Origin of the sequence: Nocardia sp. NPDC059180, assembly GCF_042754945.1 — a bacterium.
Taxonomy (GTDB): domain Bacteria; phylum Actinomycetota; class Actinomycetes; order Mycobacteriales; family Mycobacteriaceae; genus Nocardia.
In genome coordinates this window covers 689217-706452 of record NZ_JBHZBU010000003.1, presented here as the reverse complement: position 1 = coordinate 706452, position 17236 = coordinate 689217, and the positions used below count along the sequence as shown (strand labels likewise).

Here is a 17236-nt window from a genome sequence, read left to right as displayed (position 1 = left end):
GCCTCACCGCCGTGCTTCGACCTCGTCGCCGAGCACCCCGCCCGGCGGATACCTACGGATTCTCGATGGGAGCCGGCGGTGGCTCGGGGTCGAACGTGACTCCGGCACGGCATCGTGTCGAGGTCGGCCGGTAGCGGTTCCTGCGAACGTCGCGGTGTGTACGGCTGCGCGGGCGGCTCGTACACGGGAATCGGCCGAAGCGAAACACGGAACTCATCCATTGACATCCCCCTCGATGGTGATCGCCGGTACGCGATCGGCTACAGGAGCATGACATCGTGCGAAATCTCGCCACCACGTTTTGCATCGAGTTCGTCCCATATCCGATGTCGTATCGGCGTTTTCGGGGTCAACGGCGTGTCGTCGTGGACGGTCGCAGGTGTGCGGGCGTGCTTCGCGCAACGGACCGGAGACGGCGATCGAACCTTCTCGCGTGGCCCGGGCCACGATCCGCGGTGTGTAACCCATGTCCAGGCCGAAGCCTTAGTCCCGGCTCCGATCGCGCTGTCGGCGGTGCACGCCGTCGTTTTCCCGGCGTACGGCGCAGCGGCGGAGGAATACGGACGGTTGAGTCGGACAGGGATGGATATCGCCCACGGCCCGAGTTGGCGGATTTCACCGGAGATGTTCGACAAGGCGACAACGGTTGACGCAATCCGGCATTCGCAATCTTTCGAATCGCGGCGGTGGCTAGGCCGGACATAGTTGCCGGAGAGAGTTCGGCGCCCTCAGCGCGCAACAAGGCGACCCTGATGCAACAACATCTGCAAGAACATTTCCAATTCCCTTGGCAACAACCGAAATTCACTGTTGAAGCGACAATGTTCCGGTAAACTTCCTTCCGGATGCGAACATCATCCAGAAGTCAGGGGGTCCCTCGTGACCGACATTGCTCGTGAGCGCAGACGCCGCTGGGTGGAGCGCAAACTCGCCGACCTACCGCGGCTCACGGCGGCACAACGCAGGTTTCTGTCGGTTCCACTATCCGAGCGTGACTGGCATGTGCTGATCGACCGTGCCGGCGACAACGAGGGGCGCGCGTCAGGTTTCGCGATCGGCCGAACCGGCGTGTACGCCTTGGTATTCACCGATATCGTGCCCTCACGCGCTCACTTGGTGCGCGTTCGCAAACATGCCGAGGAAGCGTTCGCGGGCATGCTGTTCGGTCGCGAACAGTTCGTGCCGCACATGCTGGACATCATGCTGCTCATGACGTCCGCCGTGGTCACCGAGGCGCACGATCAGTTCATCGCAGTGGACGAATCCACTATCCGCACAACTCTGATCACTGGCGAAACCAAGCTGTCGCAGCGCCGGGCACGCGATATCGCGCTCTCGGTTTCGGATCGATTGACCTGGTATCAGCGCATATCCACCGAGTCGGCTCCCACCGCCGAGCCTGCTTCATCCGACGGGTTGTTCGGCGAATCAACACTGACCGAGGACGCGAGATCGAACGGATTGGCCCGCCCCTTCCGTGAGTGGATGACCTTCCTGGACCCGGATCAACTCGCACTGGTACACACGAACTTCAGCGGTCCCGCCAGATTCAGCGGCCCGGCCGGTACCGGCAAATCCGTCGTCGCGCTTCACAAGATGGCACATTTCGCCAAACGAAATCCCGGCCGGATCCTGTTCACCAGCTTCGTCAGGACACTGCCGAACTACCACCGGCAGAGCTTCGCCCACCTCGCCCCGCACGCCCTCGACCGCACCGAGTTCATCGGCCTGCACGCGTGGACCACCGAATTCCTCAGGCGCCGCCACGTGCACTACTACCTCGATGAGCGGCTCCAGGAAGATGCCTTCGCCCGTGCATGGAAACGAGCACGCGAGGTCCTGAGCAAGATCGACGGCACCGACTACCAGTACTGGAAGGACGAGCTGAATCGAGTCATCAAAGGCCGTGGCCTTGCCACCCGCGACGCCTATCGGACGATCAGACGTGCAGGCCGCGAAGGTATCCAACTGCACGGCGGTCGGCGAGACTACGTGTGGGAGCACCTCTATCGCCCCTATCAGGCGCGGATGGAAGAGCGCGGCATCGACGACTTCAACGACATCATCCGCAAAGCGATCGACGAACTTCGAGCCAGACCACTCGACGCCACCGAAGATTTCGCCATGGTCGTCGTCGACGAAGTCCAAGACTTCACCCTCCTCGAACTCCAGCTGGTCCACCACATCGCGGGCGGCGGGTCCGACGCCAACCTCCTTCTGGTCGGCGACGGCCAGCAGCAGGTCTACGCCGGCGGCTGGCGTATCTCCGATGCAGGCATTCCGCTGGCCGGTCGCGGCCGAAAACTGCGCACCAACTACCGCAACCGCGAAGCGGTACTGCGGTACACGAAACGCATCGAGGCGGCTGACACCGTCGACGACCTGGACGGCCAGCAGGGCTTCGTACTGCGCGACAGCGCCGCCGTCCTCTCCGGCGGCAGCGTCACCGAACGCTTCGTGTCTCGTTCCGAGATCGACATGGCCCTGGTCCGCGCCATCAAGGACTCCGGTCTTCCGAGCGCTGATATCGCCATCATCGTCAACACCCGTAAGGACGCATCCCGGTACCAGGAAGTCGTGGAGCGAGCCGGTTTTCCGGTGATACCCCTCGAGAAGTACGACGGCACCCAACTCGACTCGGTCAAGGTTGGCACCGTGCACCGCGCCAAAGGCATGGACTTCGCCGCGGTCTTCTACATCACCGAAAAGCCGCCCGCTGCCATCGGAGAACTGACAGGCGGCGCCCGCGACCGGGCGGAAGTTCTTGCCCGGCAGACGTTGGTAGCGGTGAGTCGGCCGAGGGACTACCTGTGGGTCGCACTGCTGACCGACTGAGCCTCGGCTGGGTTCGACCGTCAACAGTCCATCGGGCCGTTCGACTGCGCGGGTCGACTATCTGGATCACAGGTCGGGGTCGGGCTGACTGCAATTCCCGCCGGATGTCGTGTCATCGCGGGACCGACCGTCAACGCGATCCGAGGGAGCGCGAGCCAGAGAAAGTAGGCGCCGACACCGGCAGGTCGAGAACGCCGACCGATCCATCATCCAGGTCAACGCCGTTCGATCCGGTTCACCGGCAGTTCGACCGGCTCCCGGTCACTGAGATAAGCCTCCAACGCGTCGAGGTCCATCGGCCCCACAGCCATGCCGGTGCCAAGGGTGAACACGCTGAACCCATCGCCGCCGGAAGCGAGGAAGTTGTTCGTGGTGATCCGATACATCGCGACCTCATTCAACGGCTCGCCGCCGATTCGGATGCTACCGTCGACAACCTTGCTTCCGGTGGGCGCCGCATCGTCGTAGGCGTAGGCAATGCCCGCCACCGACAGGACGGTCGGTCGGTCCGGGTCGCTCCACTGCTGTTCGAGCAGGTCCACGATCTGCCGGCCGGTGAAGCTGACGGTGACCACCTGGTTCCCGAACGGCTGCGACTCGTAGATGCTGCCGAAAGTGATCGGACCTGCGCCGATATCGGCCCGCACGCCGCCCGGATTCACGAACGCTGCCACGGCCTGTGCGGGTTCGGCGGTGGCGGCGAGCATAGCGTCGGCGATCAGATTGCCCAGCGGTGATTCACCGCTCGGCGCAGCTGTTTTGGGCAGCGCTTCGGCAGCTGAGCCGATGACCCGTCCGGCGCGCGGCGCTGCCTGTGCGGCGAAGAAGTCGACCAACTCGACGGTCGCCGGGTCCGGCGCCACATCCCGGGTAACCACCCGGTTGACGGCCTGCACTTCCACATCGCCATCACCGAATCGCACCGTGATATCGGTGATGAGCCGACCGTAGGACGCCGCCTGCGTCACCACCTTCCCGTCGAACTCGCAGACGTAGGACTGATGACTGTGCGCGGTGAGCAGCACCCGAACCGCGGGATCGGTGCGCCTGGCCAACTCGGGGACGTTCGGCGTGATGTCGGCGCAGCCGTTGTAGTCGGCGCCGGTAACCTGCTGCTTTCCGCCGTTGTGCACCAGCCCGACGACGACTTCCGCGCCTGCCGCGAGCATGTCGGGTACGTAGCTGTTGATCGCATCCGCGGGGTCGCCGAACGAGTATCCGCGAATCCCTTCCGGGAAAACGATATGCGCCGTCTCGGGCGTCACCGCACCGATCACACCGATCTTGTGCCCACCCACTTCGACCATCGCCCACGGCCGCAATCCGGGCGGCAGCTGCCCGTTGCCATCGGTGACATTCGCGGCGAGGTAGGGGAACGCCGCACCGGTGAACGGCGCCCCGGGCGAACACCCGTCGAAAGCGCATCCGCCCTGCTGGATCCGGGCCAGCTCCAGCACCCCGTCATCGAGTTCGTGGTTGCCCACCGCAGACGCCGACGGATGCAGGGAATTCAGAAAGTTCACCGTCGGCTCGTCCTGGAACAGCGACGACACCAACGGGCTCGCGCCGATATTGTCCCCGGTCAGCAGTACCGCGCTGTCCGGGTAGGCGGCCCGCAGGCGCGCCAGATGGGTCGACAGGTAAGCGGCGCCGCCTGCGGGATGCCCCGCGATCTGCCCATTGGAATCCTCGGGCGGTTCCAGGTGGCCGTGGAAATCGTTGAAGCCGAACAGGTGCACCTCGTCGGGCTGCGCTTCGGGGAGGTCGTCGGTCGACACAAGTGGATTCGGTTCGGGAGCCGGCGGCTGCTCGTTGTTCGAAGCGCACCCCGCGAGAAGAACGAGACCGAGTAGTCCGGCGCATAATGCGGTGGCACGATGACAGGCGCTCATACGTTCCGACTCTGACAGAACAGGTCGGCCGCTACGCGTCGGCGTGGTGAATTCTCGCTACGCCCCTGGGCGGCGCACCCCGATCCAACGACATCGCGGCCGCGACAATCCGAAAGGAACGCGAAGTTCGATGCAGGACAACATCGCCTACCACCTACCGCGACCGACAGAGTTGGCCGGTGTCTTGGCCATTCGACACGGTCAGAGCACTGTGAACGCAGCGTCAGACGGTCCGGCAGCGGACACCCGGCCCCGCGTCCCCGACTGGAATATCGAGCTGTCCCCACTCGGGCATGAACAAGCCGCGAAGCTAGGTGAATGGTGGTCCCGGCTCGGCCGCGATGATCGCCCGAGCTTGGTGCTCTGCTCGCCGTATCGCAGGACCATGCAGACCTGGGAAACGATGAAAAAGGCCTCGCGACGCTCCGGCAACGGTCCGGTCTTGGTCGTCGACGAGCGCCTGCGTGATCGCGAAATGGGTGCGCTGGAACTGTGGTCGCCCGCCGCGATCCGCGCGCAAGCCCCCGAGGAAGCCGAACGTCGAGCGCGATTGGGGGACTGGTTCTACCGACCGCCTGGTGGCGAGTCGCTCGCCGACGTCACTCTGCGCGTTCGCGATCTCATCAACGACCTCGAGCGCCCTGCCGCAAGGACCCAGATTCTGATCGTCGCCCACGACGCGACCATCGCCGCGCTGCGCCGCATCTTCGCCGGGCCGGGATCAACGCTGCCCGAGGAACTGCCGCCGGTTCCGAATGCCTCGGTGTCCCAGTGGATTCAGGACGGAGGGCGGTTGAAGCGGGTTCGCTGGGGCGAAACCATCGACTGAACGGGCCACGTCGGGCGCGGGCGCTCTCGGCGGTGCGGAGTCCTCGGTGAGTGGCGCGAACGCCCATATCAGCATCCTGCCCATGTCAGCTACACCTCGCGCTCGCCCGGCGCGCGCCGTCGGCCCCGCCGATCGCGGCGACGGTACCTACGAACTGCTCCCGAACGGCAGGGGAGACCGCTGAACTGGGTAAGCCGCGACATCCATGATGACCGAGCCTTCGCATGGACCGCCGTCGATATCGGTCCGCCAGGAACCGATCAGCCTCCCGTCCGGTTGCGGCGTGTAGTACGCAACCGAACGCGCAGGCGCCCATACCTTCGGCACACCTTCGCCCTGATAGCAATCCCATTCCCAGTCATAGGTGTGAACCCAACTGACACCGTCCCAGCTGTACTGCGGCGGCAACGGCAGCGTGGGGTTGGCCGGCGTCGGCCCATCGATCACGGTCGCCACGCAATCGTCACCGGTGCAGCTCGTCTCGAACCTGTACCTATCGGCGAAGTCCGGCTCCCACTGCCTCGCCGCCAAACTGGTGCCATGCTTGGTCGCCGCGAAGCGCTTCACCGAGTAATCCCCGGACCACGACGGCTGCGTCCCGGTACCCTCCGCGGGCGCGACGCCAACCACCGACCAACCCGCGATCACCGCGACTACCAGCAGGGTTTTGCGCATGACCCGGATTGAATCACAGGTGGCGAAGATGTGAAGTGGGTATGAGCCAGATGATGCCCGCGACTGTCCTGGCCGAGATCCGGGCAGACCGCCCGGATCTCATCCATCAGAATCAGCTGTTCTCGCAGCCGATCCCGTTGCCGTCGCGGTCGAGGTCGTACTCATCCGGCCCGATCACCCGCACCCGCCCGGTGTACTCCGGCCCATTCCCGCTCCCGCCCGCACAGTCCACATCGGACGTGATCGGCACACACGGATCGTAGGACTCATGGCACCCGGACCCCGGCTGGGCCGACGCCTGCACCGGAATCGACAGAACCAGCCCGACAGCAACAGCGGAAGTCCCGAGGACAGCTGCGAATCTCATCATGCTCCATTCACTTGTGAAACGCTGCTGATTCTGTCATGGGCAAACTGATTTGAGTACCCAATTGGTAACCGGTCGACACTATTTCGGCGTGATGTGACGCACATCTCACGCGGGTGGTGTGGGCATGATTCTGGAAGGGGCGCCTCTGTGGCACCGAGGCGTAAAGATTTCTGATTCGCCGGAGCCTTCTCCGCCGGGCACCCGGCGTGCTGGTTGAGCGACGGATCCGTCGTGGCTCAACATCGGGGCGAACTCGGTCCTTGGACGCCGACGCACGTATCGTGAACGGGCCTGCGTGGGCGCGGACATCAGCGCCTAAGCGCCGGTCTACCTCGACGGCGCGGGGCGCGGTCGAGCGCGGATTCACGGCGTAGCGGCTGGCGAGCCTGGTCGCACAGAGCCTGCGAATTTCACTGCCCAACCCCGGCTGAACGATCGCCGGGGTTGGGCAGTGCAGCCCGATCGGCCCTGCCCGGATCAGCCCCCGGTCTGAATCCCCGAGGAAATATCGACGACCACCTTGTCTTCGGTAACCTCGCGCACGGTGATGGTGTTGCCCTCGGTCGAACCCGACTCACCCACCGGCACAGTGACTTCCTGCCCACCCACCGAGAGGGTGACCACGTTGCCCTCCACCTTGACCACCTTGACCTTCAGCCCGAGAACGCTCGCCTCGGCGTCGACACCGCGATCGAACGTGATGACGCACCCCTCGACCTTGCACTCAGAGGTGTACCCATCGCCCTGCATCGTGCAGGCGACCGCGCCGAACGTGGTCAGAGTGGCGAAGAGGGACGCTGCGATCAGCCGTCGAACAAACACCCGACCAGTGTAGATCCAGAACCCCCGCGCCTGCCGCCCAACCGGCAGGCCGCTCACGCCTTCGGATCCGCCATCAACACCACCCGGTCCGCCTCCGGCGAATACCCGAGCACGGGATGCCCGAAATCCCCTTCGGCCTCCATCGCCACTTCCTTCCCCAACAACCGCCCGATCGTGCCGAGAAACCCACACAGCACATCGACCCCCACCTGCCCCTGCAACTCCTGAAGGTCGACATCGAACTCGACCTGCGACTCCGACCACGGCCGAAAGATCGCCAACAGCTCCGGAGCCGCCCGCACATGCAGACTGATCACCTCATCATCGTCACCCCGCCCCAACGCCTCCGCCGCCGACGGCAACGGCTTCACCGCGTCGCCCTCCCTGAACTCCCACTCCCACCCACTCGACTGGATCAGGTCGAACACCGCCTGCCAGTCGTCGACGGTCGTGTCATGGACGTAGATATCCGGTAGCGCACCCATGAGACCGGGATCGAAGAAGTGCTTGACCTCGTCCCATACCAAATCTGACATGGGTTCATCATGGTCGACCGGAGTCGTGAGGGCGCGATCGGATCCGCACACGGGCCGGCGGCGGTCATGTCCACTCGAATCGTCACGAGGAGGGCTAGCCGGAAGGTCGCCATCCCTCGATGACCAGCCTGATCATCGGTATCGCGAGGAGGACGCCGGTACCCATGCAGATAAGCCCCCACAGGTCGTAGATGCTAGCCCGGTGCGATCGGATCTGGCAGCGGCGCATGAACCCATGGCGGCGATTGCGACATCGATCGCCCGTGGTTTCCGTCCACGCCCAACACCATGCAAAGAACCAGCTGCCGGCGGCGAAGGGAGCGGCGAACGTGGTAACCGCGGCCAGCGTCAGCCACCGCGGCTGCGGGTATACATCTGCTGGGCCGAGCACGGCGATGGTGCCACTGATCGCAGCGACGGTCACCGCGGTGCACAACACACGCGCGACTCGTATCCTGTCGTGATTCCATGACGATTGTGCAGCTTGATACGAGTTGGATACGCGCGGTCCAACGTATGTCGGCCGGTATGCGGTGCGGTATCGGCAAGCCTGTGCAGATCGGTGTCTTCGTACCGAGCATCGGATGTCGTACTGGCACATGTGTGTCTTCCACCAATAGCGAGTTGTCAGTCCGTGTACAGCCGCCATGCTGGAACTCGGCTGGCAAGGATCCGCTGGCCGAGGTCGGTTCGAAGTCGTGTTCGCTCCAGCATGACGCGGAGGTGGCGGGCGGGCGCGGTGTCCGCGCATCCTGAGTCGATAACGTAGGCAGAGGTGCTTCCGTCACGGTTTCGAGCAACTGCATCGGTGTGGTGGCCGAGAATGATGGTGCCGAAGTCGGTTTCAGTGGCGCCGCGGAGCCATTTGTACAGCCTCTTCGTCAGATCACTGGACGGTTGTGCCTCGGAGGCGGGCCTGGTCGCAGCGGCTATTAGTTCTTGGCCGATGCGGCGTTGCTGCCAGACTCGTTCGTCGCCGATCACGTGGAGTTGCGATCGGGCCCTGGTGATGGCGACGTTCCACAGATTCGGCTGCTTATCGATCCATTCGATGGAGCCTCGGGGCATATTCGGTGCGGCAACCAGGGAGAATATGATGATGTCGCATTCTCCGCCTTGGAATGTATGGACCGTGCCGACGCGAATATCATCTCTGCCCAGCTGTTTCCGGATGGCTTCAGCTTGTTGACGGTAAGGGGTGACGACACCGATGGTGATGTCTTCGGGGTACCGGCCGGGCCGGGTCAATTGTGCGACAAGATCTGTGACTGCGCGTACCTCGGATGGGTTGGTCCAGGAACCCTTTTTCGCGCGCTCGGCCGCGCCCTCGGTCTTGTGCCAGGTAACCGCATCGTCGTCGGCGGCACGTAGCATCCCGACGTCGGTCATCACGGTGAGGCGGCCGTTGTAGAACAGGTCATTGGCGGTCGCGGCTATCGCGGGGTGACAGCGGAAGTGCTCGTCGAGCAGGAGGCTCGCTCCCGCTGTGCGCTCGGCGGCATTGAAGGCCGAGTGCCGAAGATAGGACATATCGTTTCGGTCCAGCCAGACCGGCGAGACATCCGCCATGCGTTCGGCAGCGGCCGCGCCTTGGACGTCGAGCGTCGCAATGTGAGTGAGCTGCATCGGATCGCCGATCACCAGCGCCCGCTTCGCACGGAACAGCAGCGGGAGCACAGCAGGAATAGAGCACTGGCTCGCCTCATCGATCACGACGAGGTCGAACAGGCCGGGGTTCGGAGGAAAGCTACGTGCCGATTGGGCTGTCACCGCCCAGGCCGGTGCCCCGCGCATCGCGGCGGTCTTGGCGGCCCAATCGCTACCAGACCTGTGATTCAAGAGGGCCGCGATATAGCGTCGATTCGAAAATGCGATGGCGCGGACAGTTGATTCGAGCAAGGTTCGCGATGCCGAACGGGTGGCCTCCGCCACCTGATGTAAATGAGACAGCAGATCACTGTCTGCAGGTCGTACCGCTTGTCCTTCGATCGCCTTTGTCCAGGCAGCCTCAGCGCGGGCGAGTTCGGCCAAGAGTTCGACGGTTCGGCGCGGATCACGTGTTTCATCGTCGATATCAAGACGGCGCATCAGACGTTTGCAGCGCCAATTAGCAATCAGCGCGAAACGCAGTGCCTTTCTGCTCTTGCTTGCCACCGTTTTGGGGTCGTGGACTTCGAACAGAGTCCGGCGTTGACCGTCGTCGAGTTCCAGCTTCTCGATCAATTTGTCGCGGTGGCGAGCGATGTCGAGCAGGCGCTGTTCCGCAAGGGCGGTCTCACCGAGCGATTCGCGATGACGGTTGAGCTCTTCGCTTGTGTAATCCACCTCCAGCACCGCGGTCTGGATAGTGGTATCGGGCGGATTCAGCCGAGTGAGGCTGGTAAGGCCGGCTTGTTCGTTGCCTTGATTCGCCAAGTTTCCGGAGCGGATGACTGTGCCCGGAAGCAGATCTTCGCACCGCTCCCACACCTCGTCGACAGCTCGGTTGTTGGTCGAGGCAACCAGCACGGTGTGCCCGTTGGAAACCGCCGTCGATACCAGGTTGACCACCAACTGGCTTTTACCGGTTCCCGGCGGGCCGGTCGCGACCGTGAGCGGCTGTGTCATAGCCGAACGGATCACCGATTCTTGAGTTTCGTTGCAGTGCAGCGGTGTGACCACCCGGACCGAGTTTTCAGGTTCGATACGTCGCTGCAGACCTGTACCAGGCGCGATCGCGCCGAGTGCCGTCCGCGGTATTTCAGCCACCTTTGTGCTCAGGTCCTGGAGGTCGGCGAGAAGCTTCTTGTTGGGGCCGGAGTCGACATCGGGCATGCGAAACAAGACCGCGGCATTGCGCGCTCCATCAGTCGGCGTATCGACATCGAGCGTTGATTCCAAAAACTCCGGTTCGAGTTCCTGGACCTGCGGAATTTCGAAGTCGTTGCGCAGTATCTGTCTGATGTCGTTGGCCATTTCCGCTCGACCGCCGGCATGCCAGTGCGGATGGTAGGCCTGCACGAAGACCGTCGCCTCATCGGCCTTCATGAACTCACTGAGTATCGCGGGGTGCACGATCGGGGGACCGATGGGACTGAGTCGGCGGGAACCAGCGGACTCGACAACCTCTACGCGACGGATCAGCAGTGGCGCGAACTGCTTCTTGGCCCGTATATTGCGCCGCTTGCGCTGTATGTGGTGCTGCACGACGACGGCCGGGTACCCTGCCCAGAGCTGCTGGTGTCCGGCGACGGATTCGGATACCAGATCACCGGCCTCGGTGGGTACCGCGATCGAGTGGTCTGAATCCATGTCGCCGACAAGGATCCGCTCGCTGCCCTGTAGCACGACGTAGGTTTCACCGTCGTCGTCGGCCGAGAGCCATGAGTCCGACTCCGCGCGCAAGCAATTGCTGTAGTACTCCAGGAGTTGATCCCACGACGGTTGCCCAGCTTTGCTGGACACAGCCGGCAGATCCGCCCCCGTGATCGGCGCCGGCCCGGCGATGAGTTCGATCGGAGTCTGTGGGCAGGCGGCCAGAACGATTCGGTCGTCGACACCGGCGGCAGAGATAACGGGAGTCTGTCCCGCACCGCTGCTGCGCAGCTTGGTGTTCACGTACTCGAACAGGTCCTTCACCGACACGTCGGTCCTGCCGCGGGCCGCCTCGCCGGTGCGTAGGGCTTCGACGAGGGCGTTGGTGAATACGGAGGGTTCCGACTCGTCGCGGCCGGCGAACGACAGCTCTCCGGCTCTAGACGACGAAACCACATAGACACCGCGGCTTTCCAGCGCGGAGACCTGCTTGACCGGCTCGCCACCACTCAATGCGCCCTTCGGCGTGGGGTCCGACGTGCGGAATCCCGTCGCGAAGCCTCCGCTGAGGCAGCTATCGATGATGACGACCTTCTGCGCGGCCGGGCACTGCTCGAGCTGGTCATTGATGTAGTGAGCACGGACCGCGGTATGCCCGAGCCGGCGCGGGTCGGTGTCCGTGGCGATGAAATGGAACTCGCCGTCGGTATCAATCGCCCGGGTCCCATGCCCAGAGAAGTAGAGCACGGCGAGTTCGTTCTCACGGCTGTCCTGGAGGAATTCGTAAATCGCCTCACTCATCTGGTTCGCGGTGAGATCAAGCAGCGTCCTGATCTCGGTGAAGCCACCAATTCGCCGGTCATCGAGGACTTGCCCGACGAAGGCGAGGTCCGCACGGACAGATGGCAGATCATCGAAGCTCGCGTCGTCATAGGTCTGGTTGCCGATAAGCAGCGCGCGACGCCGGGCCATCCGGCTCATCTGCCCGGCTCCGTCTCAGGCTCGATGTCACGCCGTTCCGCAACTTCCCCTAGGAACTTGTCGACGATAGCGAGCTGATCTGTGGTGTTGCCGCCGAGGACTAGCTCGGCGTCGCCGAAACGCATCTCGACCTGACGGCGTCGATCCCGCTCGCACCACTCCCGGATCAAGGTCGTCAGAACCCGCACGGAGCCAGCTGAAACCCCTGCACTTACGAGGAGAACCAGCTCCTGGCTGATGCCGCCCTTGTGCCCCGCGGGTGCCGTGGCGGAGCTGGCGAACTTCGCCTCGACGCCGTGGGAGTCGAGATGGGAACGCAACTCACGCGTCAGCCGCTCTGTTAACGGGCTGTTCGTCCCTGTCAGGACCTTGAGCTCCCAGACTTCGTTCATCGAAACCCCCTGCTCTGGCGAATAGTTCGCACGCCTATTGTGCCCGACCGAAGCGGATCCTGCGGCTACACCACGAACGTTCCGGGAGGTTTGGTTCTCGAGTTGCCCAGAAGGCCAATGGGTTTCACTTCATGCCCCGGTGTGCAACCGGCCGGTGACAGCGTCGTAATGCGCCATCTCCGATCTTCCGAGGCGCTTCACTTGCGCACCTCGCAGGTCATCGAGGTCGAAGTCCGGTGGCCCGATGCGGGCCATGCCGTCGACAGATGCTGTCAGCACCTGGTCGCCCGAGGGCAGCCATTTGATATCGGTGATTCAGTCCCGATGCAGTCCGATGACGCCGATACAGAAGGGCGCGACCGGGGCAGATGGCGCCCCGAGCCGTACTTCCTACGTTCTGTCGTGCGAGCGCTATTCACTCAGGTACTGCTCGACGTCGACCAGCGATGCTGACTCGAACAGCCGCTCGCCGTCCTCGACGTCGACAAGCGTCCATCGGCTTGGCTCCTTCGGCTCGGCTATCAGTTGATACCCCGCGCGCCGAGCCCGCGCCATCAGGAAACGCAGGCGTGCGTTGCTCGGATCGCTGGGGCGATCGTCGGTCATCGCGGCCTCCGGTCATTGGTGGCGGGCTGCCATCGGCGCAACGCATCGGCGAACCTCGTCAATGCCGTGACATCAGAGATGGGCGTGCACACCAGTCGGTGTCTCGGTGATGGGATCTGAGTCCGGCCGGGCTCGCGGTGCGGCAATTTGTCGAGCATGCATACCTCCGTGTCGAATTGGTCAGAAGCCCATGTGTGGCCGGTCGGCAGGCACCAAGCGCCGGGCGGCCACGAGTCGGGATTTGGCTTGTCGTTTGATCGGGCAGAGCGAGACCGAGCATTCGATGTGCCGCTGCATCACCGCGTGGGCGAGCTCGTCATGATCGGCACGGATCGGTGTTCGGTGATCGGCAAACCGAACGTGCCAGGAGATGTCATAGGCCTGGCGCGGACATCGGGATGCTGCGCCAGGTGGTGCGTGCGGCGCAGGCACGGATCGAATCGATGACAGTGAGTCCGGAGGGCCGGAAGTCGCAGGGTGGGAGGTGAATCCAGCGGCGGAATAGTTCGCCGCGGTCGCTGGGAGAGGGGAGTGCGATGGTCGCGCCGGTGCGGACGATGGATACGTTCAGGCGGAACATTTCGGCGAACAGTGCAGTGTCGTCGGGGATGTTGGGTTCGACGAGGAAACTCCAGCGGCCGGATCGGACGTGGGAGATGATCGGTCCGACACCGGGGCCGGCGTCGTGGTTGCGGCAGCGTTGCAGATCGGTTTTGACGGCCAGCCCGAGAGCTGAGGGCATCATCAGCGCCCAAACGTCCTCCGCAGGCAGAACGATGTGGCCGAGTTCAGGCGGGTGAATCCATGCCGGGAGGCCGCAGACGTGGCGGTAGTACCGGCATCGAGTACGTGGCGTATCGCCGAATGGAACATGCTCCATTGCAAGGACCTTCGGGGTTCGAGGATTGTTTGGGAGCGCCCGGCCCGGTGTGATGACGGGACACCGGAGCGGGAGTTGCGGAACGGGTTTTGAGGCGTCTCCCTACCGGGCGCAGATCCAGTTGACCACACACGGCTCGCGACGGGAACGTTCCGAAGTGTCCAGGTGCCGAAGAACTCGCAAAGTTCCAGAATTGCTGCCACACTTGGGTTCCAGAACTGACCAACATCGTTAGCGACCCTTCGGAGATACGCCGATGACGACTGGTTCGACCCTCCCGCGCCGGATACTGGCTCGACAGCTCCGCACGCTTCGCGACAAAGCCGGCGTGAGCGCTGAAACCGCTCGCAGCGAGATCGGAGTGAGCAAGCAGACCCTATGGCGTATGGAGAACGGCCTACCGGTCAAGCTCAACCCACTCTTCGTGCGGCGGCTATGTGAGATCTATGGTGCGTCGGAGGAGTTGACGACAGCGCTCCTGGCTCTTGCAGAGGAAGCAAAGACAAAGGGCTGGTGGCACGCCTTCGACGACTCGATTCCCCAGAGCTTCGGCCTCTTCGTCGGATTGGAGGACGCGGCGCATCACATTGTGTCCTTTCAGACGACGTTGATCCCGGGACTGCTGCAAACGACCGAGTATCGCCGGGCACTCTCCTGGATCGATGCACCGAACAGCCCTACAGAACAGATTGAGACTGGCGTGTCGATCGGCGTACGCCGCCAGCTCCGGTTGACCAACACGAGTCACCCGCTGACCTTCGATGTGTTCATCGACGAGGCGATCCTGCGCCGAGTCACGGGGAGCCGCGCGGTGATGGCGGATCAGCTTCGGCACCTCGAAAAGACATCCCGACTGCCGAACGTTTCGATCCGCATCATCCCTTCACAGGTCGGAAGCTATCGGGGCCTGATTGCCGGGCCATTCGTGCTATTGGAGTTCCCGCAGCATCCGACTGCCTACTTGACAGAACCGCCGGTTGTCTTCGTCCAGGGGTTCACTGGTGACCTGTACCTCGATCGACCGGAAGAGATCGAACGGTATCGTGAGGTCTGCACAGACCTGAGGCGTCTGGCACTTGACGAGGCCGAAAGCCGTGCGCTATGCCTCGAGCTTGCAGAGGAGTTCGACCGTGTCCGCTGAGTTATCCCATGCGAATTGGTTCAAGAGCAGCCGGAGCGCGCCGACGAAAGACTGCGTGGAGGTCGCGTTCTTGGGTTCGGCGGATATTGGGGTCCGTGACTCGAAGAACCCCACCGGCCCCGCCCTCGTCTTCACCCCGGAGGAATGGGAAGGTTTCACGGCTGCTGTCCGGCGCGGCGAATTCGAGTCCGCCTGACCCTCGGCAGCAGCTCGACGTGACCGCGGGTTTGCTTTCGGCCACGCGGAGGAATGGACCGCAACCTTTCTCGCCAAGACCGCCAGCGCGCCCGCAGGGCCGGATATCCGGGCGGCGATCCTCGAGTCGGGATGTGGGCGCATCGACTCCGCACCGAAAGCGGCTATCCAATCTGGAGTCACCGGTGCGGAGAACAGGCACAAACACGAAGTGCGCCAACCAATCCAGCAGTGGGTTGTCGCATACGGCCGAACCTTCCATGGTTTCGTAAATCCGACATTGTGCGGTCGACTAACTGACGGCTGCGGGAATGCGGTGCTCAGCCAGGTGGTTCAGCACGGATTGGTTCGCCTCCCAGCCATCCGGGAACTTCACCGGCACTCCCAGATGCACTGGTTCCGCTGACGGGTGCGCGTCCAGTAGTTCGGGAATCCCTGCGCGCCCCACGACGATGCACGCGTGCCTGTGCCTCGAGGTCAGCACGCACAATCGACCGGCTTCAAGGTGGAAGGCGCTGGCGTCGCGGCGGCCCGACAGCGGGTGCAGCACGATGGTGACGTCGTACTCGCGCCCTTGCAGTCGGTTCGCGGTATCGACGGTGATCGGTTCACCCGGCGTCCCGCGCAACGCCGCCCGGACCGCATCGGCCTGGTCTCGATGTGCCGTTCCGATGGCGATGCGTTCAGTTGTGACCGGCTGGCTGCCCTGCTCTGAGTGCGCGGTCGCCCCGCGTTCGAGGAGTCGGCAGGCGAGGGCGCCTATGGCGGAGACGGCTTCGCGGTCGGTGCGCAAGGTGTGGCGGGCGGGGAGTTCGTACCAGGACCAGCCGGTTTCGGCGGCCAGGTCCAGGGCTTCGTCGAGGGGGCTGCGGAGTCCGCGGGTCGCGTATTCGAGGCGGCGTTGGTCGGGGTCGGTTCCTGCGCGGAATGGGGTGAACGGGTAGAAGGCTGCCGAGACTACGGAAGCCGCGGAAGCCGGTAGACGCCATGAGACCGGGAGTCGGTGTGGTTCAGGAAGGTCAGGGTTGTTGGCGAGCATTACGCTGACAGCGCTCATCGTAGGGTCCCATGACAGACCGGCCCACCGGTCGACGTCGACGGTCGCGAAAGGGTCCAGCTGCCCAGGATCGCCCACGAACAACGCTCGGTCGAACCGGTTGGCGATGCGCAACAGCATGTCCGAGCGCATTTGGTACGCCTCGTCGACGATCGCCCACGACCAGGTGCCGTCGTCGATGGTGGCCCATTTGGCGGCGGTGCCGATGACGATGGCGCGGTCGGTGAGGTCGGTGTGTTTTTGGGCTATGTGGACGTTGGGGCGTTGGACGCGTTCGGATTCGGTGTAGGTGGCGGCGGAGAGGCGGCCGATGCGGAGGGTGGGGTCGGCGGTGGCCAGGCGGTCTATGAGGTCGTCGACCTGTTCGTTGGTTTGGGCGACGATCATTTTCTGGGTGTCGTCTTCGGCTAGCTGGCGGGCTGCGCGGACGACGAGGGTGGATTTGCCTGCGCCGGGTGGGGAGTCGACGACCAGGGCTCGGTGGGGTGGGTCGCGGAGGTCGTCGAGGATGTTGGTGACGACCTGGTCAGGGGCGGTCATGGTCGTGCCTCCTGACGGTGAGCTAGTGATGGAGCCGTGCGCCCAGTCGTGACGACGCGAAACTCGGTATCGAGATCGGCGGTCGCGACATGGCGGCGGCGTAGTGCCTGGCGAGGGCTCGGTGTCAGTCGTCGGCGCGCTGAGGCGAGGTCGACGCAGCTGTCGACTGTGGTCCGCCGCGCAACGAACAA

At 63.8% G+C, this 17236-nt stretch carries 14 protein-coding genes; 4 read left to right on the top strand and 10 right to left on the bottom strand.

The features are described from left to right. The first annotated feature begins 879 nt into the window (after nt 1-879). Entirely contained in the window at nt 880-2835 is a 1956-nt protein-coding gene (locus tag ACFXNW_RS13655) for a UvrD-helicase domain-containing protein (RefSeq protein ID WP_379417947.1), read from the top strand. A 215-nt stretch (nt 2836-3050) separates the two neighbouring features. On the opposite strand, the gene ACFXNW_RS13650 is transcribed toward ACFXNW_RS13655, so the two are convergent. Next, nucleotides 3051-4613, bottom strand: coding sequence for a bifunctional metallophosphatase/5'-nucleotidase (locus ACFXNW_RS13650; protein WP_379417946.1), 1563 nt, complete (start codon nt 4611-4613; stop codon nt 3051-3053). A gap of 244 nt (nt 4614-4857) precedes the next feature. On the opposite strand from ACFXNW_RS13650, the gene ACFXNW_RS13645 reads away from it, so the two are divergent. Next, nucleotides 4858-5556 (top strand): histidine phosphatase family protein, encoded by a 699-nt coding sequence (locus ACFXNW_RS13645; RefSeq protein ID WP_379417945.1) that lies wholly within the window; start codon nt 4858-4860, stop codon nt 5554-5556. Between the two features lie 147 nt (nt 5557-5703). On the opposite strand, the gene ACFXNW_RS13640 is transcribed toward ACFXNW_RS13645, so the two are convergent. The 8 genes from ACFXNW_RS13640 to ACFXNW_RS13605 all read right to left on the bottom strand — a co-directional run bounded on the left by ACFXNW_RS13640 (nt 5704) and on the right by ACFXNW_RS13605 (nt 13977). After that, the gene (locus ACFXNW_RS13640; protein ID WP_379417944.1) at nt 5704-6231 is read right to left on the bottom strand and encodes a hypothetical protein; all 528 of its coding nucleotides are present in this window, start codon (nt 6229-6231) and stop codon (nt 5704-5706) included. 112 nt (nt 6232-6343) lie between these two features. After that, entirely contained in the window at nt 6344-6598 is a 255-nt protein-coding gene (locus ACFXNW_RS13635; protein WP_280234476.1) for a hypothetical protein, read from the bottom strand. A gap of 480 nt (nt 6599-7078) precedes the next feature. Further along, nucleotides 7079-7480: a hypothetical protein gene (locus tag ACFXNW_RS13630; protein WP_379417943.1), complete on the bottom strand. Its 402-nt coding sequence runs from the start codon at nt 7478-7480 to the stop codon at nt 7079-7081. Beyond that, a complete protein-coding gene (locus ACFXNW_RS13625; protein WP_379417942.1) occupies nt 7477-7959 on the bottom strand; it encodes a hypothetical protein in 483 nt (160 codons plus the stop codon). Before ACFXNW_RS13625 ends, ACFXNW_RS13630 begins: the two co-directional genes overlap by 4 nt. A 627-nt stretch (nt 7960-8586) precedes the next feature. After that, nucleotides 8587-12234, bottom strand: a complete 3648-nt coding sequence (locus tag ACFXNW_RS13620; protein WP_379417941.1) for an AAA domain-containing protein — start codon at nt 12232-12234, stop codon at nt 8587-8589. Next, a complete protein-coding gene (locus ACFXNW_RS13615) occupies nt 12231-12626 on the bottom strand; it encodes a hypothetical protein (RefSeq protein ID WP_379417940.1) in 396 nt (131 codons plus the stop codon). Before ACFXNW_RS13615 ends, ACFXNW_RS13620 begins: the two co-directional genes overlap by 4 nt. 411 nt (nt 12627-13037) lie before the next feature. Further along, nucleotides 13038-13232: a hypothetical protein gene (locus ACFXNW_RS13610; protein WP_379417939.1), complete on the bottom strand. Its 195-nt coding sequence runs from the start codon at nt 13230-13232 to the stop codon at nt 13038-13040. A gap of 373 nt (nt 13233-13605) precedes the next feature. Continuing rightward, nucleotides 13606-13977 carry a DNA-directed RNA polymerase subunit beta gene (locus ACFXNW_RS13605; protein WP_379417938.1) on the bottom strand — a complete coding sequence of 124 codons (372 nt, stop codon included), beginning with the start codon at nt 13975-13977 and terminating at the stop codon, nt 13606-13608. A 391-nt stretch (nt 13978-14368) separates the two neighbouring features. On the opposite strand from ACFXNW_RS13605, the gene ACFXNW_RS13600 reads away from it, so the two are divergent. Then, nucleotides 14369-15253: a helix-turn-helix domain-containing protein gene (locus ACFXNW_RS13600; RefSeq protein ID WP_379417937.1), complete on the top strand. Its 885-nt coding sequence runs from the start codon at nt 14369-14371 to the stop codon at nt 15251-15253. Then, a complete protein-coding gene (locus tag ACFXNW_RS13595; protein WP_379417936.1) occupies nt 15243-15449 on the top strand; it encodes a DUF397 domain-containing protein in 207 nt (68 codons plus the stop codon). The genes ACFXNW_RS13600 and ACFXNW_RS13595 overlap by 11 nt, the downstream gene beginning before the upstream one ends. Nucleotides 15450-15740: 291 nt before the next feature. Here ACFXNW_RS13595 and ACFXNW_RS13590 read toward each other — a convergent pair whose 3' ends face one another. Further along, nucleotides 15741-17045 (bottom strand): AAA domain-containing protein, encoded by a 1305-nt coding sequence (locus tag ACFXNW_RS13590; RefSeq protein WP_379417935.1) that lies wholly within the window; start codon nt 17043-17045, stop codon nt 15741-15743. Nucleotides 17046-17236: the final 191 nt, after the last annotated feature.

Coding starts and splice junctions, on each gene's coding strand:
- ACFXNW_RS13615 (WP_379417940.1), bottom strand. CDS start 12,626: ATGAACGAAGTCTGGGAGCTCAAGGTCCTGACAGGGACGAACAGCCCG.
- ACFXNW_RS13625 (WP_379417942.1), bottom strand. CDS start 7,959: ATGTCAGATTTGGTATGGGACGAGGTCAAGCACTTCTTCGATCCCGGT.
- ACFXNW_RS13605 (WP_379417938.1), bottom strand. CDS start 13,977: ATGATGCCCTCAGCTCTCGGGCTGGCCGTCAAAACCGATCTGCAACGC.
- ACFXNW_RS13590 (WP_379417935.1), bottom strand. CDS start 17,045: ATGACCGCCCCTGACCAGGTCGTCACCAACATCCTCGACGACCTCCGC.
- ACFXNW_RS13640 (WP_379417944.1), bottom strand. CDS start 6,231: ATGCGCAAAACCCTGCTGGTAGTCGCGGTGATCGCGGGTTGGTCGGTG.
- ACFXNW_RS13645 (WP_379417945.1), top strand. CDS start 4,858: ATGCAGGACAACATCGCCTACCACCTACCGCGACCGACAGAGTTGGCC.
- ACFXNW_RS13620 (WP_379417941.1), bottom strand. CDS start 12,234: ATGAGCCGGATGGCCCGGCGTCGCGCGCTGCTTATCGGCAACCAGACC.
- ACFXNW_RS13600 (WP_379417937.1), top strand. CDS start 14,369: ATGACGACTGGTTCGACCCTCCCGCGCCGGATACTGGCTCGACAGCTC.
- ACFXNW_RS13635 (WP_280234476.1), bottom strand. CDS start 6,598: ATGAGATTCGCAGCTGTCCTCGGGACTTCCGCTGTTGCTGTCGGGCTG.
- ACFXNW_RS13610 (WP_379417939.1), bottom strand. CDS start 13,232: ATGACCGACGATCGCCCCAGCGATCCGAGCAACGCACGCCTGCGTTTC.